Here is a 25,658-nt window from a genome sequence, read left to right as displayed (position 1 = left end):
ATGACCTATTAAATGAAGAAGCAGGCTTTATTTTTAACTTTATTATTATTCACGCTTAAGACCATCGCTGGTGATGGCCGGAAGCAAGAGATTGATTCCATCTTAAGTAAAGCAAAAGAATTCGAGACTAAAGGTGAATTTTTGCTGCAGCTGGAAACTGCTTTGAACGCTCTGGCTCTGTCCAATGTACATAACTATGATGAAGGAAAAGCAAGAGCTCATTTTTCAGCAGCCAACGCGCTTGTAAATGTTGGGGTGTTCAAAGAAGGACTTAAACATCTTGATCGTGTTGAGCGTACGAAATATTATAAGGGAAAAATCCTTATGCAATCCGAAGTCCATCGGGTGAAAGGGAGAGCCTATACAAAACTTAAGTTACATCAGCAAGCCATTCGGGAGTTTCATGCACAGTTAACCTGTATCAAGAATCTGACAGGGGTCGAACAAAGGATTTCCTATCTGTATACGTACGGGAATTTAAGTACTGTTTTTGATCAAACAGAGCAACTTGATTCCTTGCAGAAATATACAGAACTCCAATTGAATGTTTTGCAGGATTTTGATGAAAAGGATGCCGCTGCGATGTATCTAGGAGCTTACAATGACCTCGGACAGTTATATGTTAAGAAGGGTGATTTTGCGAAAGCTCAACGATACCTCGATAAATCCGTTGTCATTGTGGAGAAATATAAAATTCCTGAATTTTATAATACGCTCACCTATCTGGGCAATTTGGAGGATAGGAAAGGGAATCGCCAAAAAGCGCTGGCTTTTTATGAAAGGAGCTTAGCGAATATGCGGGAAGTCGGTAACAAGAACGCAATTAAAAACACCTACAGGTATTTAGCAAATTATTATATCAATAACAAGTTAGATAAGGCCAAAGCGGACGAGTACGAGTTAGCATTTAGCCGGCTCAATGATTCCTTGGAAAGGGAAAATCGAAAGGTTATAGATATTGTGCTTAACCAGATTTTAAAAGCAAAAGATCAGGAATCTGCCACCAAGGTTTCAAAGTCAATTAGGATTGCGATAATTGGTCTGGTATTACTTTTTGTCGCAATCACGTTTTTTTCATGGCGTTCTAGACGCGACCGTATGACGTTGGATAAAAAAGAAGAGGTTTTGCGGGAAACAGAAACCGTCAACAGGGAGCTGACAGAGCAGATCGGAGAAAACAAGTTTAATAATTTAATTGAACTGGCCAAAAGCAATAATCCAGAGTTTCTAACCTTATTTAAAGAATTGTATCCGCAGTTTATACAAACATTAAAATCACTTGATCAAAATATTAGAAGTACCGAGCTTGAGTTTTGTGCTATGGCGTTTCTCAACTTTTCAACAAAAAATATTGCAGAGTATACTTTTGTTACGGTCAGGGCTGTACAAATCCGAAAGAACAGATTGCGGAAAAAATTTGGAATCCCTTCGGACGCAGATTTCAATAACTGGATGCGTGGATTGGTGGATACTTAATCCAGTGCAGTTTGGTAAGTCGGTGGCTTTGCTTTTTAATAACTTTGACAATTGAAATAAATCGGACCAATGAAAGAATTTTTCGAAAAGCTATTTGCATATAGCCATCAGTGCAACCAAAGACTGGCAGACGTTATCTTTGATAATCAAGATCTCATATCAGAAAAGGCAGTAAAATTATATAGCCATATATTAAATGCCCATCAAATCTGGAACAACAGGATCGAACCCAAGCAAAAGGTTTTCGAAGTTTGGCAAATTCATCCTATCGCGGACTTCGAGAAGATCGACACGATGAATTACAGGAATTCGATTTCTCTATTGGAAAACTGTGATCTAAACCAGATCGTGGATTACAAAAACAGTAAAGGAGACTCATTTGCTTCCCATGTGGGGGATATCCTTTTTCACGTCATTAACCATTCTACGTATCATCGTGCTCAAATTGCCACCGAATTCAGGGAAAACGGTATCGAACCGCTAATGACAGACTACATCCTATTCAAAAGATAATCTATGAGCGGCTTTTGTGTACTTTTTCTGTCGAACTGATTATTTCAATGATTTTAATTTTTCTACGTTCTGTAAAAGTGCTGTTTTATATTGCTGTTTAAGTTTTGCAATTAGATCCGTTACCCGTTCTTTCTTTTCAATACCTGTTACACCGTGTCCTGCCGACCAAATATCTTTCCACGCCTTAGCATGTTCCGTATTCAGTTGTGAAAAATCTTCTTGTTTCTTTTCCGAAGGATCTATATCTATTGGGTCGATGGTCTGTTTAATGAAATTGGCGTTTACGCCTGAAATTTTATCCGTATAAACGATATCGTCAATGTGTGTATCTAACAATATCTGTTTATAGGCTTCGCTTGCCAGACTTTCTTCTGTTGCGATAAACCGTGTGCCCATATAGGCAAAATCAGCACCCATATTTTCAGCGGCGAGAATATCCTTTCCGCTATTGATTCCACCTGCAAGCAATACAACACCATTAAAAACACTTTTGATTTCATCTACAAGGGCAAAAGGACTGGCTGTACCTGCGTGTCCGCCTGCACCTGCCGCAACGGCAATAATACCATCAACGCCCGCTTCCGCAGCTTTTTCTGCATGACGTTTTTTTATAACATCGTGAAATACTAAACCTCCGTAACTATGGACGGCATCTACTATATCTTTAACCGCGCCTAGTGATGTAATGACTAACGGAACGCGGTATTTTATACAGAGCTGCAAGTCTGTCGTTATACGGGGATTGGTTTTATTGACGATTAGGTTTACACCAAAAGGAGCGGGTTTTATTCCCGTTTCTTCTTCGTATTTTTTAAATTCTAACGTGATTTCTATAAGCATTTGCTCAAACGCTTCCGATGTTCTCCCATTAAGAGATGGAAAAGTCCCTATAATACCGTTCTTACAGCATTCGATGACCAATCGGCTTCCCGATACGAGAAACATCGGGGCGGCAACCACTGGAAGGGACAAACGGGATTTTAATTCTTCTACTGTCATAACATTTAACGTATACCACATTTTTCATAACGAATATAGGTATTTTACGCAGCAAGAAATCCTAGATTAATAAAAGAACTGGAAATCTCTAGAATCATCGGTATATTTAGCGGAAAATTATGCATGATATGCTAGACATCCGTCATATTGTTAAACAATACAGTAACCACCGCGCTTTGGACGATGTATCCCTGCGTGTGCCGAAAGGCAGTATTTTTGGTCTTTTAGGCCCGAACGGCGCCGGGAAAACTTCCCTTATCCGTATTATCAACCAGATTACTGCTCCTGATAGTGGAGAAATCTATTTCGATGGCGAACTTCTTCAACCTAAACATATCGAACGCATCGGCTATCTGCCCGAAGAGCGTGGGCTATATAAAAAGATGAAAATTGGTGAGCAGATGCTTTATCTGGCACAGCTCAAAGGGCTTTCCAAAAGTGATGCCGCGCAACGCATTCGGAATTGGTTTGAAAAATTGCATATCGAAAGCTGGTGGGACAAAAAAGTCGAGGACCTCAGTAAAGGTATGCAGCAGAAAGTACAATTTGTGGCTACAGTAGTACACGAACCGGATCTTATTATACTCGACGAACCTTTTTCCGGTTTCGACCCCGTCAACGCACAGGTGATACAGGAAGAAATTCTGGAACTGAATAAAAAAGGTGCTACCATTATCTATTCTACGCACCGCATGGAATCAGTTGAAGAACTTTGTGATTACATCGCGCTTATCAATAAATCGAAAAAAGTATTGGACGGTCCTGTCCAGGAAATAAAACGTTCGTATAAAAATCAGCTTTATATAATTGAATTTAAAGAACAGGATAATGGGGTTCCAACCTTTGCGAAGACAGCGTTATTTGATATTGTTGAACAGAAAAAAACGATAGACAATCATGAAATTACTATTCGTGTACAGCAAGATAATTCGTTGAATGACATTTTATTATACCTTATACCTCAAGTTGAAATACACCAAGTAAGGGAAGTTATCCCTTCCATGCACGATATTTTCATTGACCAAGTTACAGACGCCTCTACCAGTAAGTTTATTCATCATGCATAAGATATTATTAATTATCAATAGGGAATACTTTAGCCGTGTAAAGAAAAAATCTTTTTTACTTGTGACCTTTTTTGTTCCGATGCTTTTTATCGGTATGTACGCCGGGATTTTTTTTCTCACTAAACAGAGCTATGAGGACACACACGCCATTATACATATTGTTGATGATGAGGGTTCTATTTCCCCTCAATTAAAGAATAATAAGAACATTACCTATTCACTTTCAAATACGGATCTTCAGAATCAGATCAAAAACTTAAAGAATGGTGCTAAGAACACGAATCTATTGATTATACCTGCTGACTTTTATACCGCTAGAAAAATCGAACTGTTATCATCCGGGAAGCCAAATATAGCCACACAAAACGAGGTGAGGTCACAACTTCGGGAAATTATCCGCAACGAGCAGTATCGAAAAATGGGATTGAATGTCGATAGTATCCGTAACATTAACGACAGCATTCAGATCGCTGCAAAGGAGGTCACCGAAACCGGAGATGCTAAAGATAGTCATACAGAAGTTGCGATGGGTATAGCTATGGGATTGTGTTTCTTGATTTATTTGTCACTCGTGCTTTTTGGTACCCAAGTGATGCGTGGCGTCATAGAAGAAAAGTCAAACCGCATTGTGGAAGTCGTGATCTCTTCGGTGAAGCCATTTCAATTGATGATGGGAAAGATTATCGGGATTGGCATGGTCGGTATCACCCAATTTGTGCTTTGGATTCTTCTCTCTTTAACCTTGATGACGGTCTTCTCTACCGCCTTATTCAGTGATAAAGAGATGGCTCAACAAGCTATGGGGCGCAATATGACGGAATTGCCTGGTGAGCAGGCTGCTACAGCAAATGCGGACTTTGATTGGACGGCGGCACTCGATTCTGTGAATTTTACAGAACTTACCATCTGTTTTTTTGTTTTCTTTCTTGGAGGGTATCTCCTGTATAGCGCTTTATTCGCAGCAGTAGGTTCTGCCGTGGACAACGAAACAGAAGCGGGACAATTTACCATGCCGATAACGATGCCCCTATTGATACCTTATATTTTATCATTTGGGGTGCTGATCAACGATCCTCACGGGAGTATCGCTACATGGTTAAGCATGATTCCGTTTACATCACCTGTCGCGATGTTAGTTCGGATTCCTTTTGGCGTACCTACTTGGCAGATTGTGTTATCTGCTGTATTGCTCATAGGTGGATTTGTTCTCACAACGTGGTTTGCGGCACGTATATACCGTGTGGGAATCTTGATGTACGGCAAAAAAGCGAGTTTAAAAGAGCTTATCAAATGGTTTAGTTATAAAAGATAATGCACTACATAGAAAATATAACATCATGACAACATCTCAAAACACAGAAAAGAAAAAGTCCGGAGTTCTTGGAAAAGCGCTGGCTTGGCTACTCATCATTATATTTCTTGCGGTAGGTGGCTGGGTTTACTATAAATACTATTTTGTATTTGGCGAAGGTGTGAAATCCGGCTATCTCAATTTTGCCGTAAAAAAGGGAAACCTCTTTAAAACGTATGAAGGCAAATTGATTCAAGAAGGATTACGCACCCAAACCGGAAGTGGCGTATCGAGCAACGAATTTGAGTTTTCAGTGGAAAGTGATTCGATTTTTAAGATATTGGAACTAAATAGCGGCAAATATTTCGACCTACACTACAAAGAATATCATGGGGTACTGCCATGGCGTGGCAATACCCGATATATCGTAGATGAAGTCATTAATATGAAGTAATTCCTATCTAAAGCTGGACGATAAAAATTATCTCATTATAAATGAACTTATTCGCTTTGTACCGCTGTTTTTTGTTTAAAAATATTTGGAGTATAAGGGGAATTCTCCTACTTTTGTGTCATCAAAATCACGGTAGGCATAGCTCAGTTGGTTAGAGCACTAGATTGTGGTTCTAGGGGTCGTGGGTTCGAGCCCCATTGCTTACCCAAAAAGCTTCTCTGAAAAGAGAAGCTTTTTTTATTTTCTTACCTTATCTTATAGCATCATGATCCATTTTTACCGTCACTATTTGGGGATTGTGATCTGATGGATAGATATCCCCCTGATGTTCATCTATATTCCTGAAATGGGTTACGTCTACTTTTTTATTCGTAAAAATGTAATCAATTTTCGGCCTTTTTTCTTCCGGTATCTTACCAAAATCATGTAATGTCCAAGCGGGGCCAATGTATTTTTTGGCAAGTTTGCTGGTGTCATAGAATAGTTTTGCGACGTCCCTCTCCGTGGTGAGTATCTTATAGCACAGGCTTTCTTCCCTAAAATTGAAATCTCCGGTAATAAAAGCCTGGTTCTCCCCCGCGATCTCCTGAACCTTTTGTAGTAGCAGCTTGGCGCTTTCTTCTATAGCTTTTTTTCCTTTATGATCGAAATGAGTAACGAACAAATAAACCTTCTGGCCATTGGACTTGATGTCGAATGCGCCCCAGGTAACCGTTCTTCTTAAATCTGCGTCCCAGCCTACACTTTGTTCATTCGGTGTCTCCGAGAGCCAGAACGTCCCCGAATCGAGGCATGCTAACTGATCTTTTCGATAAAATGCAGCGACCGATTCGGCCCCCTGTCTACCCTCCACCGGACCGAAAGAACCATAATCGGAAAGTAAGTCTTTCATGTCTGCATATTGTGGGTAATAGGCTTCTTGTATTCCAAGCAAGTCCGGTTGATAACGTTTAATAAGATCGGTCATATAGACGCGACGATGTTCCCAGTTATTGACACCATCGTCTTGATAATTCATCCGGATATTAAACGACATGATATGTAATGTGTTTTTTGTCTGCGCATAAGTCTTCCCTAAACCAATCAGATATACGGAAAAAAAGATAATAAACAGCGTTTGTTTCATTTGATTTGGATCATTTAATGAAATCTCCAACAAAATACGTTGTTGGAGATTTCCATTTTTGCTTATGTATTATTCTACTCCACAACCTGTGTTGGCAGCCAACCTTCGGATGTATCATCTGCCACAGGAAACTCTGTTTCCAATTCTTCCAATGTCGATTCCATCGACAAAAGCAATGCTCTATCCATTCGCGCTTTTACCCAACGCCCTAAGCGGATATTGTATTCTCCTCCCAATTTATAAAAATAACCAGCTCCTTTGCGGCTTAGATAAATAGTGTTAGATCCTTGTTTATAAAAAGGTTGCTCCTCCAAGGTAACCGGATTGATGATATCGTACCAATCCGTATTGGCAATACGTAGGCCGGCTTGCTGTGCAATATTCAAGATAGCACCGTTGTAACCTGTCACGATAACATCAATGGGAATAGCATACTGATCCACCTCTATCCCTTCAAACACAGCAATGGCATCTGTAAAAGCACTGGTTGCATTGAGGAATAAATCGGTACTTACATCTCCGATACCGTCACCCGGTATAGAGCCGGTTACTCTAGACACGATCCATTTACCGTGTGCTATGGAGGCAGATCCTACGCCATTGACCAGCTTGGATGAATTGCCTACATAAAAGTATTCTCCCTGATTAACCTTACCGCTGGTCAGATCAAATTTATAGGAACGTCGACCGCCGGTTGCCCAACCTTTTAGGGGCACTCCAGTTGGCTGATAACCAGAACTCGTATTATGGGTTACAACGGAGAATGGTGTTACCGAGAAGTCGATGTCTTCAGTTGCCAGAAATTGCATATACTCACCGTCCAGATCCGTGCCTTGTACGTCACCGATGTAACCCGAAATTACGATAGGCGAACGTATAACGGAAGAACTTAATACGGTGATATCTTCAAGCCGACGAATTCGTAAATGCGGTTTAAAATTTCCGTTATCGTCTTTGCTATAGGCCACCACTCCAAAGAAATTAGCCATTCCCGGTAATGGTTCGTTCGCGAAACTGGCGTTTGATTCCGTATGCAAAACAAAGTTATCAAAGCCATCATTGACAAGCCTATCGCCGCTGTACGTATCCGTCGGATCGGGTATTGGATCAAATCCGCCTTTTACAATGACCAATTCCGTACTTTCGTATTTGTCCGGGTCTGCTAAAATATAGCTACTGGGTATCCTGTTGACTGCTATGGGTCTTTCGGAAGCAATTTTGGTTACTACGGAACCGTCCAGGCCTGTTACTTGCAAAAGCCCCTCGACACGCTTCAACACGCCGCCAACCAAATCGACTGATACGGAATCTCCGGGAACATATTTTGCTGCATCTGCTCCGATATCGATGGCGATCCCCCGAAGCTCGTTTAGACGCATCTTATCTTGTACCATTAATAACCCGGCGGGGAGATTCTGACCGCTATGATCAGAGACCACGATGCCCGTCACCCCTTTCGCCCCCAACATGGATTCCGCTGTCAACGAATAATCTGCATCCTTATAAAAACTCCGCAAATCATAAATAGCAATATGTGGGTTGACCTCCGCTCCGGGAAAATTTCCCGTTTTATCGCAGGCCCCCAATAGCAATAGGACGCCGAATAACGATATCAGGTTTACTATTAATCTGTTCATATACATCAATATTTTTTAAATAGAACATTCCATTAATTACGGCTTCTGCCACCAAACAAGGGTATTGATACTATCGCCTCCCATACTCGCTACCGCTCTTCTGTAGTTGGTTGAATTAGCGGACTGTACATATACGGGATAATTCAACCTTACCGGTAAATTTCCACCGTTTCTCAATCCGGGTCCCTTAGGTAATATGGGGTGGCCGGTACGTCGGTGCTCAAACCATTGTTGAAAATCCGTCATAAAGAGGCAGATATATTTCTGTACATGTATGCGCTCCATCTTACTGTCTCCTGTAGAAGCATCCAACGGCAGTGCATCATCCCAACCGATTCCTGCATTCGTTACGTAATCCGTAAACTCCGCGTCGGCAATGTCCGTTGTAAAAGCCGGTACCCAATAATGGATAGCATTGGCCATTCCACGGTGATAGTGATCGGCGGCTGAACTGCTTATCCAACCTTTTGCCGCCGCTTCCGCCTTGATAAATTCCAATTCTGCATAAGTCATGATTATACCCGTCAGCGGATTTTTGTGCAAGGAGAAATCAGAAGTTCCAAACGCGTAGAAGTAAGCTTGCTTATCTTCTGCTCCACCCGGTTCGTAGCCACTTTCTATCCCAATAAATCCTCCTGAGCCAGGGGCAATTCCCAGTCGGTTACGGCTATTGAGACCGTAAGGTTCGTCGATATCGATCCGGGGATCGTTCCAATTGCTCAGTTTAAGGATAAAAAAGTTACATAATGACGGGATAGTAAAATCTATCTCGCGCAATGAAGTGACATAAGGATTGGTAAAAGGATCTGTCGTCACTGTTCCTCCCGTCCATTTAAGCACAGCAGATTCTTCGTTAGAAGCAAAAGTTGGATACTGAGCCGGACTGTCTTCTATTATTTCCTTGATTTTGGCAATAACGTCAGCAGACACTTCTGCTTTTCCCGAAACTCTCAAAAGTAACCTTAGATACAGACTATTGCCGAATTTACGCCACGAAGCAACATCGCCTTTATAAACAGGATCACTCGATTCTACCACGCTTGCCATACTGTTGGACAACAACGTGTTTGCTTCTTCCAGTTTATCAAAAAAGGCCATATAGATATCTTTTTGTGTATCAAAAGTGGGTTCCACGATGCCGAGCTTTCCCTTGTTGGCCTCCGTAAAGGGCACGTCACCATAGGTGTCTGTCAATAAAGAGAATCCCCAAACTTCGCAAATCAAAGCGATACCTTTATAAGCATCATTTTGGTATTCTTCCGTAGAGGCAATTTCATAAATATCCCTAAAATTCGTCAACTCAGAATACCAGCCATTCCAGGTATAATCGGCCATATTGGGTCTAAAATCATATCTGAATACTGCGTTTTCGTCTTCGCTTCTGGTTACGGTAACCTGCATCAGTTCATTATTGAAATTACGGTTACGTATCAAATTCGTACGCAGCATATTCACTAACGCCGGCGCCAGCAACTTTTCGGGTGTTGTACTGGTGATACTAATTGGATCGGTATTTATTTTCTCAAAATCTTTTGTGCAGGCCGTGAAACAAATAATCGTCCATAAAACCAATGCAACAGTTAATATTCTTTTCATGTTCCTGATTATTTAATGCCTACAACTAAATTAAAACCAAACGTACGGGTCGAAGGAAACTGTCCTACTTCAAATCCTTGTACAATATCGGTACCGCTCAATGTACCAAACTCGGGATCAAACATTGGCCAGCTGGACCAGATGAATAGGTTACGACCATACACACCGATCGTGGCTCTGGACAGTTTAAGTGAAGACAATACCGATTTTGGTAACGTATAATCTAGTCTTGCCTCTCTGAATTTAATAAAATCAGTCTTATAGGTCGCTCCCTCGCCGTTGGCGGTCCCCATGGTGAAATTGTAAAACGAGGTAATGTCCTGGGTAATCGTCGTATTCGGACTAAATGTACCATCTGGGTTCTGTACCACGCCATTTCCGATAATACCACTATATCTTCCGGGCAATGTGGCTGTCAACTTCCCAAAATCTGCCAAACGTCCGTGCGTATAGGAATGCCCCACACCTCCCAATTGGCCATCAAACAGGACATTCAATCGAAATCCTTTAAACGTAAATTCTGTACCAATACTACCTCTATACTTAGGAATCGTATTGCCCAGATAAATAGGTTCTGAAGTCAGCTGCGCAAGCCCAGAGCTGGCATCGTATATCACCTCTCCATCTGGAGAGCGTTGAAATCCAATCCCGTACATATCGCCCATACTCCCTCCTACTTTCGCTACGATCTGTGTTCCGCCGACAGGGCTGGTCCGAAGAATAACGGTACTGTCCAATTCTGCCATAGACACGATTTTGTTCTTATTGGTTGAGAATGTAGAAAATGCCTTCCATCGGAAATGCTCCGTTTGCACTAATGTACCATTCAATGCGATTTCCAATCCAGAATTATCGATCTGTCCGGCGTTGATAATCTGTCTGGTGTAACCAGACGAACGGTCTACTATCCTGTTTAGGATCTGGTTTTTGGTATTTCCACTATACCAAGCAATGTCCAATCCCAGACGATTTTTGAACATTCGTATATCTGTTCCTATTTCGAATGTTGTTGTTTTTAAAGGTTTCAGATCCGGGTTGGGCAAGATAGTGGGGTTTTGTAGTGAACCGTCGGGATATATACCGTCGGCCGCCCATGGATAAGCATAAGCCGTTAAATAAGGCGTAGTACCACCACTGCCTGTTTGCGACAATGATACGCGAAGCTTCGCCAAATTGAAAATCTTTGGCATTTCGAAATAATCAGACGCTATAAAACTTAGATTAGCAGATGGATAGAAGAACCCTACTCTATCTTTACGTGTTGGCGTAGCCAAAATACTACTCCAGTCCTGTCGCGCCGTTAAGTCTAGATAAAGATAGTCTTTATAACTTGTCGACAACAATCCATACAAGCTGTTGATATTGAAACGCGCGGTATCGGGGATGGTGACGAGATCATAAGCAGCGTTATCGAAACTATACACGTTGGGTTCTGTCAGACCATCCGCCCGTATTTCATTCTTATAATAGCGGTTTCTCAGCATGCTTCCGCCAATCGAGGTCGTCATCCGAATATCTTCATGCACCTGTTTATCATATTTCAGCAAAAAGTCCCCACTAATCTCACTAATATTGATATCCTGCGTACGGTAGGAACCTAAGGGTAACCGGGCTGCTGTCCATGGACGTTTCTGATGCCGGTCATCGCCCGAATTGTCCACCGTGGCCCGTACTTGTAGATTCCACTCCTTTGAAAAGGCATAGCTTGCTTGTAAATTACCCGTAATACTATTGCGATTGGAACCATTGATAAACTCATGCGATATGGCATACGGATTTTCGGGTGCTGTCGTAAAAACATCATGCAGTTCTTCGTATTCCTTATCTTTTACCCAATAGTTTCTTAACCAATTAATATCGCCATTGGGCACCCAGAACACATACCAATACATAACGGATTGGTTACCATAACCCATTCCGGGTAGGTTATCACTAAACTTATTGGTATAGTTAGCCTTTAAGGATAGATCCAATTTGGATGTGATCTTGCTATTGGTAGACAACGAAACATGGCTACGTCTATAACCTGTATTGGGAATAATCCAGCTATTCTCGCCGTGTGTCGCAGATAATCGATAAGTTGTATTTTTCACGTTTCCGTTAAAACTGAGGGAATTCGTGAACGTACGCCCCGTTTCAAAAAATTCCTGGATCTGATTCCGATACGGTACCCAAGGTGTGGGTTCCCTTCCGGCTCCTTGCGTTTCGGGATCATACTGTATAAAAGATTGACCATTGAATCTCGGCCCCCACGTCAAACTTGTTGCGCTATTCGTTCCATAATGATAAGTTGCCGCACCATTAAGTCCCTGTCCATACTCGTACTGCAGATCAGGCCAGCGATTGGCCTCCTCAAACGCCACATTGGAGGTAAATGTAATACTAGGCATAGCCGTTTTACGATTACCACTACCGGATTTAGTCGTAATGATAATAGCACCATTAGCACCACGTTGCCCGTATAAAGCAGACGCACCGGGGCCTCTCAACACTGTCACACTTTCAATGTCTTCGGGATTGATATCATTAATTCCACTACCGAAATCGGTAGGTTGCACCCCGTCGGAAGGTGCTGCAGCGTCTCCTCCCGTAGCTGTCCTACGTCCGCTACTTGTGTTCAACACGACGCCATCCACGACAATCAACGCTTCGTTTTCGCCGGTAAGGTTGTTCTCGCCACGTAGAATAACTTTATTTGATCCTGTAGGACCACCATTGGATCGTACCATGTTCAATCCGGGCACTTTCCCAGACAAGGCATCCAACCAGTTTCCAGATGGCGCATCTGTTAATTGCGAACTATCTATCTTGGTTATCGCATAGCCTAACGCCTTTTCTTCGCGCTGTATACCCAAAGCGGTGACCACGACTTCGTTTAATTCTTCGACACTTTCCTGTAAAACAACATGGATGGTCGTTCGGTTGTTGATGACTACTTGCTGCTTTTGAAATCCAATTGCGCTAAATGTTAACGTCGCGTTGCGATCATCAATCTTTACCTTATATTCGCCTGAAGTATTGGTCATCCCCAAAACAACACCGTTCTCGTCACTGATGGAGACCCTTTCCAAAGGTGCGTTGTTTCGGTCCAATACACGCCCGCTGATGGTCAATCCTGGTTGTGAAGATGATGATTGCAAAACCCTCGTTTTAGGGGAAACAATCACCGTATTGCTCTCCACCTCGTAAGTAAACGGCTGATTTTTGAAGCTCTCCTCTAATACTACACGCAAAGGCTTATTTTTCACGTTTATATTGACGGTCTTTCCTTTACTTAATAGGTCATATGGATATACAAAATCATAACCACTTTGTCGTTTTATTTCTTTAAACAGCTCAGCGAGGCTTATATTGTTCTTTGCCAACGTAATATATTGTGCTTTGGAGGCAAAGGAGATTTGTAAGAATGCAAGCAAAAGAAAAATACATATTAATTTGACCCGCATAAGCAATGATTTTAAATCCTGGCAAGGAAAAGAAATTGCATAATTTTTATACATTTGTTGAAGGTTACTTTATTCATACTTATTGTTTCGACACATGATGTATTTTATGGAGAACCATGCTTGACCGGGAACGCGCCAACGTTTCCGGTTTTTTCTGTGGTCATCCATTATTAATAATAAGATACTATTATTGCATAACCACTACCCTCCTTCCTTCCAATTTAAAGTTTACACCTTTGGTCATCGAGAGTACTTTGAGTACTTCCTCTATGTCTTTTGACCGGGAAATCGAGCCTCCAAACTTCATATCTCCTACGTCGTGTTGGTATACAACTTCCACACCATACCAACGGCATATCTGACGCATAATATTTCTGAGTTCTACGCCATCAAAAGCGAAATCTCCCGTGTACCACGCTACAGCCTGGTCGGTATCCACCCGCTGGACGTCGATATGTTGACCAACAGCCGATGCTTGTTCTCCCGGCTGGAGAATTCTCGACATGTTATTGCTCAAGGAAACTTTCACGCTACCCTCCAGGAGCGTCGTTTTCATAGCGCTTTCATCTGGATAGGTATTGACATTAAATTTTGTTCCCAAGACTTCAATCGTCTGGTTTTCCGATACCACACGGAAAGGTCTACTCTTGTCGGAGGCTACCTCAAAATAGCCTTCACCGTGCAGTATAACTTTTCTTTCGCTCGCGTCAAATTTTACCGGATATGCTAACGAAGAGGATGAGTTTAACCAGACTTTGGTGCCATCGGGCAATACAACTTGATATTGTCCACCTATCGGCGTCTCTATGGTATTGCTTCCTACTAAGCTTGCATTGGAAGAAGCTGTTTCTGAAACCTCATATATCAGCTCTCCGTTCGGATTCTTAACGATTTTCATTCCATGCTGTTCCAATAACATGCCATCCTCTTCGTCACTAAGATTAATTTTTTTACCGTCTGCAAGCGTAAGATAAGCCTTATTGCTGCCCGGGCGAATAGCGTCCTGCTTATCCATTGTATGCGTCGTGTTCATCGTTGGAGCGGCACGGTCATTGAAAAAATAGAAAGCAAAACACATCGTAATAAGCACTGCGGCGGCTACGGCCGTTTTGTAATATAAGTTTACAGGGCGACGTCTAGGAGATATAGCTGGTCGTTGGGAGATGATACCTTCCCAGATTCCTTGCTTGAAAGAAGGTATTTCAGCTTCCTGCAATTCATCATGATCTGCATCATCTCCCAGGCGCAAATACCACGATTCGACCCATGCCTTTTCTTCTTCTGAACATGAGCCTGTCTGATATCTTTTTAAAATTTCCTTTATTTCTTTGTCATCCATAAACACTTGGCCTGTTATATAGGGTATGACAATCTTTGGCGTAGTTGGTAGTAGATTTTTTTTAAGAAATAAATCCGCTTAATTTTAAACGAAGTATTTTTATAGCATTACTGACCTGTTTCTTTACCGTTTTATCGGAAAGGTCCAGTTCTTCAGCAATTTCGCGGTAAGATAGATGCTGTGTCCTGCTCATTTCAAAAATATGCCTCATTTTAGCAGGTAGATGCGCGACTTCCTTTTCGATTTTTTCTTTAAGCATCTGTTCACGAATTCTATGATCCGTTATTGCTTCTGAGGTTTCCATGAATTGGACAAAAGAATGGATATATTCTCCATGAAGCTTTTCTTTTTGGATAAGATTTAATATCCTATTCCGCACAATCGCATACAAATAAGAGCTCAGGGAGCCTTGTAGATCTAACGTCGCTATTTTATCCCAAAGATTGACAAATACTTCTTGAACCACATCCTGTGCGGCGATCTTATCTTTGAGAAGCCTATAAGCATGCCGATATAACGGATTCCAATATCGGTCGTATATTTCCGAAAACCCCAGCTTATCTCCTGCTTTACACAAGGCTAATAATTCTGTATCCGTATATGTTTTATAACCGTTCAAGACAAAGGCTTTTGATCAGTTTTGTTAAAGTTAGGAAAAGTTTATCCATATCAAAAAAATAATCACAAGCCAAAATTACAATTTTATCTTTTGTCGAATATTAGGTAAATATTAATTTTCTAAAATCTTCTGCTTCTGTTGTTGAAACTCCTCGTCAGAGAGAATACCGGCATCTAATAGCTCTTTCAAATCAAATAATGCTTTTTTCTTTTGTTCCATGTCCAATGTTCCTGTTTGCACAGGCTGTTCTGGTTTCTTTTCTTGAATTGGTCCATCCTCAATGGTATTGGTTTTGGCTCCGAAATCAATCAATAATGCGGTTATCTCATTAAGTCCCTTCATATTCGAATAGTCGATGGGTTTCTGCTCCAGGCAATTGGCTATATCTGTTGTTGCACCGTGGCTTAGCAGATAGCGCACAATATCTTTTTTACCGTACGCCGCACCATAATGTAGTGCCGTATTGCCCGAGGCATCCTGTTTATCGATGTTCGCACCATTTTCCAATAGTAATTTTACCATCGATAGATAACCGAATTTCGTAGCTGTTTGTAATAAGGTTTCTCCCGCATAATGAGATTCAAAGCCTAGAACGAATGTGCGACCACCTGTATTGGAAATCAGTTTTTCCATATAGCTTCCATCTTTTCCATCCCACGCATCTACGCTCCGGGCATAGTCTGCAGATAATCCCTTTTGTAGAAAAACATGTACTAATTCTTTTTGATTGGCACCTACTGCATACCAAACAGGAGAAATCCCCTCCCTGGTCTCTGCAAAAATATCTGCACCTTGTTCGATTAATTTCTCCGCAACAATACGGTTTCCTAAACGGACAGCTATTAACAACGGACTTTCGTTCGAGTCATTCGAAAGATTCACCGAAGCTCCATTGTCCAGTAACAGATTCACAATGGGAATCACATTGTTTTCAACGGCAATACGCAAAGCACTATTTCCCATTTTGTCCGTAAAATCGACATCTGCCCGGTTCTGCGTCAGCAACTTTACGATAGGTAGGAATTTATTACGCGTCGCTATTAATAGCGGCGGGATACCGTCTTTGTTCAAGGCATTTACATCCAACCCCAACCCTATCAATTTTTCGGCAACATCCTGCTGTCCGGTTTTTGCTAGGACATGCAACAGACTATTTCCTTGAAAATCGTTGATCTGTGGATTGGCGTCATTGTTCAGTAAGTGGAATATTGTTTGCTTTTGTTTATTTATTACTGCAAAAAATAACGGTGTTTCACCATGATGATCTTCGTAATTAATATCTGCGCCCGCCCCGAGGAGCTGCTTTACAATATCGGTATAACCCTGATATGCGGCATAATGCAACGCAGTACGCCCTCGTTCATCGGTGTATTTTACATCCACTTGTTGTTTTTCCAATAGTATTTCCGCTATTTTTCTTTTTCCACCTTCGCAGGCTACCATAAATGATTGCGACATATTTATTTTTTTACTTACCAACTAATAATTCGACTACTTTTGTTTGCAATTGGTCCTCCATAGCATAATCTAGGGCTTTTTTATCCTGCGTATTTTCGATCGTTGGATCTGCTCCATGTTTTAATAGCATCTTGACTTTCCGATAGGTTTGTTTTGCTTTGGTTTCTTCGTGATTTGAATCCTGCGCACACACTTTCATCAATATGGTATTACCCTCATCGTCCTGTCCGTTTACATCGATATAATGATGTTCCAGTAAAAATGCAAGTACTTCGGAAGGCTTTTCCGCTACCCAGTCGATACCTGCTTTCGGACGATGATAATATTCAGAAGTATCCGTAAGCACCGCCCCATTGTCCATCAACAAGCGTAGTATCGCCAGCCCCGATTCTCCTCCCTGTAGGTAACGTAAAAAGCCGTTCAGCAAGTTTTCTTTCTCTTTGTTCAACTGACTGAAATCCGGCAAACCATAATCTAATAGTAGTTTTAGTAAATTGACGTCCTGTCGATGTGCGGCTGCTATATAGAATAAACTATATCCATTTGCATTGACCTGGTTTACGTCAGCACCCGCTTCCAACAAGATCTTAATGGTGGGCAAATTTCCCGTTTCTATTGCCGTAAACAAAGCCGTTTCTTGTGTTATGGTCTGCGCATTTATATCCACACCAGCATCTAATAAAAGTTGTACAATTTCTTCCGTATGTGGCGGCGGCATACGCAATTGTTTACAAAATTGATGTAAATACGTTAACCCATACCTATCCTGGTAATCCATGCGAATACCGGCATCGACAAGGGCTTTCAAAATGTGTATGGATGATTTATTGTCGATAGCATACGAGAGCAGGTTGTGCCCCTCTATTTCTTCATTGATATCGTCTACATTAGCCAGAAAACGATTAAATATAGGAAGATATATCTCCCAATCTTCTTCCTTGGAAAGGTAGGGCTTTAAGAGGTATTCTAAGGGTGTTCGGCTAATGGACTCGTATTCAAATAAATCGGTTTCCACCAAATTGCTATCCACACCATAAGCTAATGCTTCCCAGAATCTGTTCTGTAACATGGTTTGAAAGAGCCGGTTTACCTCGCTTTCGGGCAGTTTACCATGTGGTGTTTTTAAATAATCAATGAGTGTGTCTTCATTCCTGTTAAATAGCACTTTAATAAATGCATCTTTGTCAAATTCGCTCATACTACCTTGTGTTGATCATTTCTTGTTATAAAAAACGAAGCTAAACCTAAATAAATACATTTTTATATGCAATTTATTTGCGCATAATATAAAATGAATTGATTTCGCTCTCCTCTGCCATCAAGGGCTATTTTATGGAGGAAATATACTTTATTTTTCTGATGCCGTTTTTAACGTTAGACAATTTAATGTATCTACAAACTATATACATGAAAAAGTACAAATTTGCACCATTTTTATTATCTTAGAGGTAAACCGATATAATAAGCATGTTTAAAGCCAGTTTTGTACAATTTTCAGATGATCGCGTTATATATAATAGCCAGCACTTTGACGGCTATTTAGCCTTTCTTCCAGAACCTGTATTGAATAATGCTTCTACTGTACATCACACGACTCTTACCCCCTCGTTAGAAACGAATTTATCTTATCGCTATTTCAACGGGAAAGATTTCTGTTGGTTTGAATTCAAAGATACGAAGCTGTCTGCCGACTTATCCATGCAGGTTACTGCTCCGGGTCGCTATCTCTGGCTTCTTATCAATATGCGAACAGGAATTTCGCTGACATTGGACAGTCTGTACCGGGTACCTACCGATATGCTACTCTGCTATCAAACAATGATCGATGATCATTTGATTTCTTTAAGTACCAACAGTTCCTGGTTTTTGCTGTTAGGAATTGATGGCGATATGCTTCAAGAGTTGACAGCGGAATATGCACAGCTAAAGCCGCTATTTGCTACAACAGCCGAAGACGATATCTCGCATCGCATCATCGAACGATAAGTCTCCATGCGAAGCTAAAACGTATACTGGACGGACTTCAACAGATGGAATTTCGACCATTTAGTACGTATTACCAATTGGCCAATTGGAACATCCGATTCTTCCGGCATGTATTCCAAGAAATGGAACCACCTGCTGTTGACGGGACAGATCACGAAATCGAGCTGTATTATAAAGCCGTGGCATATATCCGGGACAACTTCTATGATGACCAAACCAATATCGAAACCATTGCTAGCGCACTGCATGTAAGTGAAAGTACATTAAAAAGAGCTTTCCAAGACAAACCTTTTAAGGTAACCGAACAGATAATGGAATTTAGGCTCCAGGAAGCAAGAGCATGTATCCGAGACTCAAATAAACCAATAGCAACAATAGCATCTTCTTTAAATTTTGCCTGCCCCAAAAATTTCAAACGTCTTTTTACCAAACGCTTTATGCTAAGTCCCCTGCAATATCGGGATAGCATGCGGTTGAAGCGATTGTTTTAATCGACGCTGGTACTGACTATTCTCTCTGCTTACATGTGTCCTATCTGATCGGTCATGATCAATGGCTCAACGCAAACCGCTTTTGACGCATTGCGCTATACCATTGTGCCATATGAATAGAACAACCCCGTAACGATACACACCAACAAGGCTATGGACATCACCAATGACACCGCTTACATGAGTGATGACCTGGTGCACGTATACTTTAGTCTAGCTGTCATTTCCCGTAGTCCGCTGTACTATACCAACGGGCAAAAATACATCACCTTTAGCTTATCGGTGAACACACATGACTTATTGTTGAAGCACAATGGGGCATTGTTGATGTACAACAGTAAGTCAACGCTCACCATAAAATATGCTTTTATTTATCGAAAACGCCGTTTTTGAAACAAAAATAAAGACAGGGGGGCTAATCGGGTCACAACTATCCGGTGTTGGCGGAAAAGTTGACCCAAATAGCCCCCCTCCTACGAAACACCTCTCCCTATATTTGAGGCGTTAATTAATTTTTTATAAACAATTTAAATTTTATCATTATGGCAAAGCCAGTACTAACATCAAAAACGCGTACGGAATCAAGGTTGGTTCAATACGCCTCGAACGTGGTCAAAAAATCAAAGGAGAATGCAGATCTGTTTCCGGAGGCCACGGAGAAAGTAACACTATTGGAAACTGCGTTAGCGGATTACACGGATTCTTTATCCGAAGCAGCGTTTAGAGACATGCGGCAGGTGGTCATCAAAAACCAGCAGGCAGTTTTGGTCAGACAACTGCTCTATGACCTGTCGTTGCATGTAGAGTCTGTTGCTAAAGGCGACCCCAACATCGTGTTGGCGGCGGGGTTCGTACCAGGCAAAAACAATGCGCCTAGCGCAGGAATTTCACCCAAGGCCAACGACCTACGTGCTGTAGTTACCCATCCGGGAACTAACACGGTACAGTTGCGCGTCAACCCATGGCGCCAGGCAAGGTTCTATCAGTTTGAATACCGCAAGGCCGGTAGTATGAACGAATGGACAACGGTACTTAGTACAAAATCCAAATTGGGCATTTCAGATTTAGATTACCTACAGGAATACGAATTCCGGGTAACCTATCTTGGCACCATTCCAACACCCAATTACAGCGACACCGTGCGCTGTGTCGTGGTATGATTTTATTTATCCGACCTGCTCACGTGCAGGTCGGATATTTAGTTTACCGTATTTTTTTAGTATGTTTAAAAACCAATATATAAAGCCTTCACTTTAAAAGCATCCAGTGTGTTCGCTTCGTCCGCTGCTATTTGCAATTTCGTGAACGGTTTCTTCGTAAAGAATAAAGCGCTCATATTGCTTTTTCCTCCGTCAGCAAATAATTCGATGGAATTGCGATCCAACAAGAAACGAATATCTAAACCATCTCCCTGAATCAAACGTGGGGCAACCGGACGATGGATAAATTTATCGCTGAAATTCGCGTCACCCGCTTTCGAACGATCAATGAAATACTGTTGTTTTGCCGCATCATAGCCGAATACTAACGTCTCCCCCTCTTCATTTGATAACGTTACTTGGAAGCCGGTAGCTTTCTTCAACGTAAACGATGCGTCAAAGGTATTTTGGAGTGAAGCGATAGCGTCACTTAGATCGGCTTCATTGGCTAATTCTACTGACTTGGATTTGGTTGTTATTTCGCTTACTTTATCAATTTCCGGCGCAGGTGTAGATGTTAGTAACCATTTATCACCTTCTTTTGCCAATCCTAATTCCCGCACAATCGTATTTCCGCTTCGCCAAGTGGATGCCGGAACATCGTTTGCATATTCCCAGTTGCTCATCCAACCGATCAACAGCTTTCGGTCGCCGGTATTCGAAAACGTAACACCCGCGTAGTTGTCCGGGCCATAATCCATCCAACGGATATCGTTCTGTGTAGTTGTAAAGGTTTTACCGTCGAAGTCTCCAACAAAGTATTGTGTAGCCGAGCCAGTGTTCGGTCCACCGGGATTGATACTGACCAACAACACCCATTTCTCCCCTTCGGCTGTAGAGAACGGCAATAAATCCGGACATTCCCATACGCCTCCATGTGCACCTATCCCCTCGCCAAACTCGCTTAATCTTTCCCACTCTATTAGATTTTTGGAACCGTAAAAGGTAATGGACTGCTTTGTAGCAAGTGTCATGATCCATTGCTTTGTTTCGGTATGCCACATCACCTTAGGATCGCGGAAATCCCAAATACCCGGATTAGGTAATACCGGATTACCGTCATACTTCGTCCATGTTTTGCCTTGATCTAGACTATAAGCGATACTTTGTGTTTGGTGCAATCCGGTTTTCTGATCTTCAATTTCATGGCTATGGTTAGTATAAATAGCCACGAGCGCATTGGCGCCGAAACCTGCTGTATTATCTTTGTCGATAACCGCACTTCCGGAGAAGATGGTGCCCAAGCTATCGGGGAAAAGTGCAATCTCCTGTTCCTCCCAGTGTAGTAAATCCGTACTCGTAGCATGTCCCCAGTGCATCGGCCCCCATTTTGTATCATCCGGATTATGTTGGAAAAATAAATGATATGTTCCATTCAGATAAACAAGACCGTTGGGATCGTTCATCCAGCCATTTTTTGGCGAAAAGTGATAAGCCGGGCGATAATCTTCCAAACTATCGATCTGTTGGTTTTGCTCCGTGGAGGGGTGTTGTGGTCCGCATCCAACTAAAGCAAGGGCTAGTAAGCCAATTGTTAATTCATTCGTCATCGTTATTCCTTTAATAATTTGTTTATAAAGGTCTTTTATTATCCTGTGTTATAGAGTATAATTTGAAAGCCTAATAGATGGACTTCATATTGTATGACTCGAAAGAAACGATCTCCGCATCCTTGCCGTGAGCCTTGACAGAAAACAAGTCGCTTTCTTTAAGCGTCGGATAGGTTCCTACAGCAATACATTGTCGTCCATTAACAAATACTTCAACGATGCTTTTGTCAATAAACACCCTCAATTCAACCAGCTCCTCTTTACCGATAAAGACATCAGCCGTTTCGGTTACTCGCGGCGTTACGTCGTTGGCCAATGAACCATTTGAATTATCAATTGCAATAGCACTGTATCTACCCCTTCCATTTTTTATATCCCGTTCTGGTACACCGCCATTTTTATAGAACATTACTCGTGTAAATTCGCTTTTATCGGGAGAAGATAATACGTTGAGCTCTAAATAGGATGCCCCCTTTAAATCAACTTTCATTACAATTTCTTTTGCACTTCCTGCAGCTTCTGGAATTAGTACAAATTGTTCCTTTGGCAAAAGAATATTTTTGCGTTCAAACTTATTGTATCGTAAAGTTTCTAAAGCGGCTACTGGTCTCTGCGATAATCGACCTTGATCGTCCAAAGACAGTAATCTCGGCAACGTCATCGTCTCCGTATAGTTTCCCTCATGTATTCTCTTACCTGAATTCATATTGAACATGACCACGACATCCCCATTTTGATCTGTAAATGCGGAAGGCGCGTGTACTCCGCCAAAACCAACTGGACCATGATTAAACTGTCCTCCATCCGTAACAACAAACTTGTGCCTTTGCGTATCATAGTCTCCGATCAGGTATTTACCACCCGTCATGTGACTAAAATGTAAGAATATATACTTTCCTTCTTTGCCTATTGGTAAAAAATAAGGACAAGCGCCATCATCACCTACAAAAGAATACAGATCATTTTCGATAAATTCATGCATATATTCCCAACTCGCCAGATCTTTCGACTTAAACAAGAAGTTTGCTCTGATATTTTTCCCACCAGGACCTTCTGGGCGAGTGCCAGCCAAAACAGTATAGTAAGAATCACCTTCCTTCCATATATTGGGATCAAAAACATTATACGGCAATTTTTCATCCGGCTTAGGCATTTTGATAACTGGGCTTTCCGGTGTTTTGTCCCAATTTAAAAGAAGGGGATCTGATGATATCGCCACCATGGTACCTACCTTTGTCCCATGATACATCGCTATCACACGATCTTTTTCGACCATCGTAGCACCCGAATAAACCTTTTCTTCTGGATTTGGATAGATAGCATAAGGAAGATCAGTCCAATGGACCAAATCTTTACTCACCGCATGTCCCCAATGTTGTCTTGTATCTTCCGGCGGATAAGCCTGATAAAATAGATGCCAATTCCCATTCCAATAACATAAACCGTTAGGATCATTGAGGCGTCCTTCTGGATTAATATAATGATAAGTTGGTCTTAATAAGTTCGATTTCTGAACATCTCTCGATAAATTAAACCGCTTTACCAGTGGATTATTCTGTATTTTCTTATCTTGGACGTCTTTAACATCATCAAACCTAAAATAAGGAACTTTTGATGTATAATCTTGGGCGATGCTTGTACCGCAAATAAATAACGCCTGTGCAGCAATGGCAAACAATTCTAATCTGATTTTCATATTAAATTTATTATTGATAATTAACATTTTGAATATATAAATTTTTACTCCAATTTACTTGAGCTTGTGGTATAGGCAAGTACTCATTTCTCTTTGCCGTAAACACGGTGTTCTCCGTATAAAGATTAGGCATCCGCACTCTTTCCTTTTGGTAAAATGTATTGATTACTTCAGCTGATATTCCCCAGCGTACCAGGTCAAAAAAACGACTGTTTTCCATCGCCATTTCTAACCTTCTCTCGAAACGCAACGCATGGCGTGCGCTCGTTTTATTTAGCGTTATATTTAGTCCCGGAACATATTGTTCAACCTGGTAATTAAGTCGAGGATTCCCATCTGTATCTTTTAATAAAGCTATACTATTGGCCGCCCGTTCCCTTAATCTATTGATCAGCGTAATTCCGCCTTCATAATCATCCAATTCTATCAATGCTTCAGCTCTAAACAGCAACACATCTGCAAACCGCATTTCAATCCTATTTTTACTATTACCTCGAAACGAGCCATCAATCTTATAGCAATCACAGGTACGGGAGACATTTTCTTTCAAAGAATTAAAGTAGCCGTATACACCGGGGGTTCTGCTCCATGAGTTGGTGAAAATTTCATTGGCATTGTATTTCCACGGCATTCCGGGTCTAGCGGCAGTATGATCTAATCTTGGATCAAAATTATCTGTAGAAAAATCCGCAAGATCATCGTTAAAATGTGTAAACATCGGCAGCCCATTTTCTGTCTTAAAAGCATTAATGAGATTGTGGGATACCTTATGAAAATCACAACAACCCATGCCTTGTGGAGCGGTAATATAATATCCTTTATCCGTTCTCCCCGCTGTTCCAACGCCATCATCCGTAGAAAACTGAACAGCAAATATGGATTCTTTACCATTCTCTTTTTCGTAAATAAAATTATTAGCAAAGTCGTCTTCCAATTCATAAGATGATTCTAAGACTTTTCCTGTGGCGTCGACAACTTCGTTAAGCAGATCTCTATCAATATTGATGACTTCATGATCTTCATTTTGAACATACGCCTGATATAACCTTGTTTTAGCATAGTAAGCATATGCTGCATATTTGTTCGCTCGTCCTATTTGCGGTTGGGTTGATGGCAATAAATCGATAGCGCGCTTGAAATCATCAGCTATCAGCTCCCAAAGTTCTTGATCACTATATACTCTATTGGAGATCGTTTCGTAATCATCAATTGGCGTCTCATCCGTTAAGTAAACCACATGTTTGAATAACATTTTCAACTTGAGATACCAATACCCCCTGATAAAATACATTTCACCCAATCTTGAATCGTAATTGCTACTAACAGACGAATCAAATTTCTTGAGTGCTCTAATAGCTTCATTGGTTCTTCGGACACCGATATAGATACGATACCAAAGCTGATCAAAACGCGCATTGTTTACGGTCATGATCTGGGGATTTTCCAGCTCATTGTATGTACCAATATCATTAATGTTATTTCCACCTTTGTAAGCATCATCCGAGCGCACATTTCCAAATGGCCACAAACTAAAAGGATAATTATAGTGGTCATTCCCCAATTGCGAATAAGCTGCAATAGCTAGTGCTTCCGCATCTTCGTAAGTACTGATCTGATCAGGGCTCAAAACACCCTGCGCTGGAATATCTAATTCACCCTTACAGGAAAAAAGAATAGATATGATATATATACAGAAAAAGTTAAATACTTTCATT

21 protein-coding genes and 1 tRNA gene are annotated in these 25,658 nt (G+C 41.3%); 10 read left to right on the top strand and 12 right to left on the bottom strand.

The features are described from left to right. Window positions 1-12 precede the first annotated feature (12 nt). Together FXV77_RS17455 and FXV77_RS17450 are read left to right on the top strand one after the other, a co-directional pair. Complete coding sequence (locus tag FXV77_RS17455; RefSeq protein WP_148920527.1) at window positions 13-1,476, top strand: tetratricopeptide repeat protein; 1,464 nt, start codon at window positions 13-15, stop codon at window positions 1,474-1,476. Window positions 1,477-1,545: 69 nt separating this feature from the next. Then, window positions 1,546-1,989, top strand: coding sequence for a DinB family protein (locus tag FXV77_RS17450; protein ID WP_148920526.1), 444 nt, complete (start codon window positions 1,546-1,548; stop codon window positions 1,987-1,989). 39 nt (window positions 1,990-2,028) lie between these two features. Here FXV77_RS17450 and FXV77_RS17445 read toward each other — a convergent pair whose 3' ends face one another. After that, the gene (locus FXV77_RS17445; RefSeq protein WP_148920525.1) at window positions 2,029-2,988 is read right to left on the bottom strand and encodes an NAD(P)H-dependent flavin oxidoreductase; all 960 of its coding nucleotides are present in this window, start codon (window positions 2,986-2,988) and stop codon (window positions 2,029-2,031) included. A 119-nt stretch (window positions 2,989-3,107) separates the two neighbouring features. Between FXV77_RS17445 and FXV77_RS17440 the strand changes: the two genes are divergently transcribed. The 4 genes from FXV77_RS17440 to FXV77_RS17425 all read left to right on the top strand — a co-directional run bounded on the left by FXV77_RS17440 (window position 3,108) and on the right by FXV77_RS17425 (window position 6,006). After that, on the top strand, window positions 3,108-4,055 hold the full coding sequence (locus tag FXV77_RS17440) for an ABC transporter ATP-binding protein (RefSeq protein ID WP_246162509.1): 948 nt from the start codon (window positions 3,108-3,110) through the stop codon (window positions 4,053-4,055). Further along, complete coding sequence (locus FXV77_RS17435; protein ID WP_148920524.1) at window positions 4,048-5,367, top strand: ABC transporter permease; 1,320 nt, start codon at window positions 4,048-4,050, stop codon at window positions 5,365-5,367. The genes FXV77_RS17440 and FXV77_RS17435 overlap by 8 nt, the downstream gene beginning before the upstream one ends. 25 nt (window positions 5,368-5,392) lie before the next feature. Beyond that, entirely contained in the window at window positions 5,393-5,800 is a 408-nt protein-coding gene (locus FXV77_RS17430; RefSeq protein ID WP_148920523.1) for a tetratricopeptide repeat protein, read from the top strand. 132 nt (window positions 5,801-5,932) lie between these two features. Next, window positions 5,933-6,006, top strand: a tRNA-His gene (locus FXV77_RS17425). A 44-nt stretch (window positions 6,007-6,050) separates the two neighbouring features. Here FXV77_RS17425 and FXV77_RS17420 read toward each other — a convergent pair. The 8 genes from FXV77_RS17420 to FXV77_RS17385 form a co-directional block, all read right to left on the bottom strand. Then, window positions 6,051-6,926: an endonuclease/exonuclease/phosphatase family protein gene (locus FXV77_RS17420; RefSeq protein ID WP_148920522.1), complete on the bottom strand. Its 876-nt coding sequence runs from the start codon at window positions 6,924-6,926 to the stop codon at window positions 6,051-6,053. Window positions 6,927-7,000: 74 nt separating this feature from the next. Further along, complete coding sequence (locus tag FXV77_RS17415) at window positions 7,001-8,563, bottom strand: DUF5689 domain-containing protein (RefSeq protein WP_148920521.1); 1,563 nt, start codon at window positions 8,561-8,563, stop codon at window positions 7,001-7,003. Between the two features lie 36 nt (window positions 8,564-8,599). Next, the gene (locus FXV77_RS17410; protein WP_148920520.1) at window positions 8,600-10,159 is read right to left on the bottom strand and encodes a SusD/RagB family nutrient-binding outer membrane lipoprotein; all 1,560 of its coding nucleotides are present in this window, start codon (window positions 10,157-10,159) and stop codon (window positions 8,600-8,602) included. A gap of 8 nt (window positions 10,160-10,167) precedes the next feature. Further along, window positions 10,168-13,605, bottom strand: a complete 3,438-nt coding sequence (locus tag FXV77_RS17405) for a SusC/RagA family TonB-linked outer membrane protein (protein ID WP_246162508.1) — start codon at window positions 13,603-13,605, stop codon at window positions 10,168-10,170. Between the two features lie 187 nt (window positions 13,606-13,792). After that, window positions 13,793-14,944, bottom strand: coding sequence for a FecR family protein (locus tag FXV77_RS17400; protein WP_148920518.1), 1,152 nt, complete (start codon window positions 14,942-14,944; stop codon window positions 13,793-13,795). Between the two features lie 61 nt (window positions 14,945-15,005). Beyond that, complete coding sequence (locus FXV77_RS17395; protein WP_148920517.1) at window positions 15,006-15,563, bottom strand: RNA polymerase sigma factor; 558 nt, start codon at window positions 15,561-15,563, stop codon at window positions 15,006-15,008. A 111-nt stretch (window positions 15,564-15,674) separates the two neighbouring features. Next, window positions 15,675-17,021, bottom strand: a complete 1,347-nt coding sequence (locus FXV77_RS17390) for an ankyrin repeat domain-containing protein (protein ID WP_148920516.1) — start codon at window positions 17,019-17,021, stop codon at window positions 15,675-15,677. Between the two features lie 10 nt (window positions 17,022-17,031). Continuing rightward, window positions 17,032-18,219 carry an ankyrin repeat domain-containing protein gene (locus tag FXV77_RS17385; RefSeq protein ID WP_148920515.1) on the bottom strand — a complete coding sequence of 396 codons (1,188 nt, stop codon included), beginning with the start codon at window positions 18,217-18,219 and terminating at the stop codon, window positions 17,032-17,034. A gap of 269 nt (window positions 18,220-18,488) precedes the next feature. Between FXV77_RS17385 and FXV77_RS17380 the strand changes: the two genes are divergently transcribed. From FXV77_RS17380 to FXV77_RS17365, 4 genes are all read left to right on the top strand, one after another. After that, window positions 18,489-19,007, top strand: coding sequence for a hypothetical protein (locus FXV77_RS17380; protein WP_148920514.1), 519 nt, complete (start codon window positions 18,489-18,491; stop codon window positions 19,005-19,007). 44 nt (window positions 19,008-19,051) lie between these two features. After that, entirely contained in the window at window positions 19,052-19,498 is a 447-nt protein-coding gene (locus FXV77_RS17375; RefSeq protein WP_148920513.1) for a helix-turn-helix transcriptional regulator, read from the top strand. A 153-nt stretch (window positions 19,499-19,651) separates the two neighbouring features. After that, window positions 19,652-19,891, top strand: a complete 240-nt coding sequence (locus FXV77_RS17370) for a hypothetical protein (protein WP_148920512.1) — start codon at window positions 19,652-19,654, stop codon at window positions 19,889-19,891. A 149-nt stretch (window positions 19,892-20,040) separates the two neighbouring features. Further along, window positions 20,041-20,658 (top strand): hypothetical protein, encoded by a 618-nt coding sequence (locus FXV77_RS17365; RefSeq protein ID WP_148920511.1) that lies wholly within the window; start codon window positions 20,041-20,043, stop codon window positions 20,656-20,658. 65 nt (window positions 20,659-20,723) lie between these two features. Here FXV77_RS17365 and FXV77_RS17360 read toward each other — a convergent pair whose 3' ends face one another. The 3 genes from FXV77_RS17360 to FXV77_RS17350 all read right to left on the bottom strand — a co-directional run bounded on the left by FXV77_RS17360 (window position 20,724) and on the right by FXV77_RS17350 (window position 25,657). Beyond that, window positions 20,724-22,247: a glycoside hydrolase family 32 protein gene (locus FXV77_RS17360; protein WP_148920510.1), complete on the bottom strand. Its 1,524-nt coding sequence runs from the start codon at window positions 22,245-22,247 to the stop codon at window positions 20,724-20,726. A 70-nt stretch (window positions 22,248-22,317) separates the two neighbouring features. Further along, complete coding sequence (locus FXV77_RS17355) at window positions 22,318-23,943, bottom strand: glycoside hydrolase family 32 protein (RefSeq protein WP_148920509.1); 1,626 nt, start codon at window positions 23,941-23,943, stop codon at window positions 22,318-22,320. A gap of 10 nt (window positions 23,944-23,953) precedes the next feature. After that, the gene (locus FXV77_RS17350; RefSeq protein WP_148920508.1) at window positions 23,954-25,657 is read right to left on the bottom strand and encodes a RagB/SusD family nutrient uptake outer membrane protein; all 1,704 of its coding nucleotides are present in this window, start codon (window positions 25,655-25,657) and stop codon (window positions 23,954-23,956) included. Between the last annotated feature and the right edge of the window lies 1 nt (window position 25,658).

The organism is Sphingobacterium phlebotomi, assembly GCF_008180195.1.
Taxonomy (GTDB): Bacteria; Bacteroidota; Bacteroidia; order Sphingobacteriales; family Sphingobacteriaceae; genus Sphingobacterium; species Sphingobacterium phlebotomi.
Note: the sequence above shows the minus strand (reverse complement) of the source record. Positions and strands in the feature narration are given on the sequence as shown.

Bases quoted from the DNA above. Each gene is read 5' to 3' on its own strand.
- FXV77_RS17400 (WP_148920518.1), bottom strand. From the start codon at position 14,944: ATGGATGACAAAGAAATAAAGGAAATTTTAAAAAGATATCAGACAGGC.
- FXV77_RS17355 (WP_148920509.1), bottom strand. From the start codon at position 23,943: ATGAAAATCAGATTAGAATTGTTTGCCATTGCTGCACAGGCGTTATTT.
- FXV77_RS17390 (WP_148920516.1), bottom strand. From the start codon at position 17,021: ATGTCGCAATCATTTATGGTAGCCTGCGAAGGTGGAAAAAGAAAAATA.
- FXV77_RS17440 (WP_246162509.1), top strand. From the start codon at position 3,108: ATGCATGATATGCTAGACATCCGTCATATTGTTAAACAATACAGTAAC.
- FXV77_RS17415 (WP_148920521.1), bottom strand. From the start codon at position 8,563: ATGAACAGATTAATAGTAAACCTGATATCGTTATTCGGCGTCCTATTG.
- FXV77_RS17435 (WP_148920524.1), top strand. From the start codon at position 4,048: ATGCATAAGATATTATTAATTATCAATAGGGAATACTTTAGCCGTGTA.
- FXV77_RS17430 (WP_148920523.1), top strand. From the start codon at position 5,393: ATGACAACATCTCAAAACACAGAAAAGAAAAAGTCCGGAGTTCTTGGA.
- FXV77_RS17420 (WP_148920522.1), bottom strand. From the start codon at position 6,926: ATGAAACAAACGCTGTTTATTATCTTTTTTTCCGTATATCTGATTGGT.
- FXV77_RS17370 (WP_148920512.1), top strand. From the start codon at position 19,652: ATGGACATCACCAATGACACCGCTTACATGAGTGATGACCTGGTGCAC.
- FXV77_RS17455 (WP_148920527.1), top strand. From the start codon at position 13: ATGAAGAAGCAGGCTTTATTTTTAACTTTATTATTATTCACGCTTAAG.
- FXV77_RS17365 (WP_148920511.1), top strand. From the start codon at position 20,041: ATGGCAAAGCCAGTACTAACATCAAAAACGCGTACGGAATCAAGGTTG.
- FXV77_RS17350 (WP_148920508.1), bottom strand. From the start codon at position 25,657: ATGAAAGTATTTAACTTTTTCTGTATATATATCATATCTATTCTTTTT.
- FXV77_RS17450 (WP_148920526.1), top strand. From the start codon at position 1,546: ATGAAAGAATTTTTCGAAAAGCTATTTGCATATAGCCATCAGTGCAAC.
- FXV77_RS17375 (WP_148920513.1), top strand. From the start codon at position 19,052: ATGGAATTTCGACCATTTAGTACGTATTACCAATTGGCCAATTGGAAC.
- FXV77_RS17385 (WP_148920515.1), bottom strand. From the start codon at position 18,219: ATGAGCGAATTTGACAAAGATGCATTTATTAAAGTGCTATTTAACAGG.
- FXV77_RS17360 (WP_148920510.1), bottom strand. From the start codon at position 22,247: ATGACGAATGAATTAACAATTGGCTTACTAGCCCTTGCTTTAGTTGGA.
- FXV77_RS17445 (WP_148920525.1), bottom strand. From the start codon at position 2,988: ATGACAGTAGAAGAATTAAAATCCCGTTTGTCCCTTCCAGTGGTTGCC.
- FXV77_RS17405 (WP_246162508.1), bottom strand. From the start codon at position 13,605: ATGCGGGTCAAATTAATATGTATTTTTCTTTTGCTTGCATTCTTACAA.
- FXV77_RS17380 (WP_148920514.1), top strand. From the start codon at position 18,489: ATGTTTAAAGCCAGTTTTGTACAATTTTCAGATGATCGCGTTATATAT.
- FXV77_RS17410 (WP_148920520.1), bottom strand. From the start codon at position 10,159: ATGAAAAGAATATTAACTGTTGCATTGGTTTTATGGACGATTATTTGT.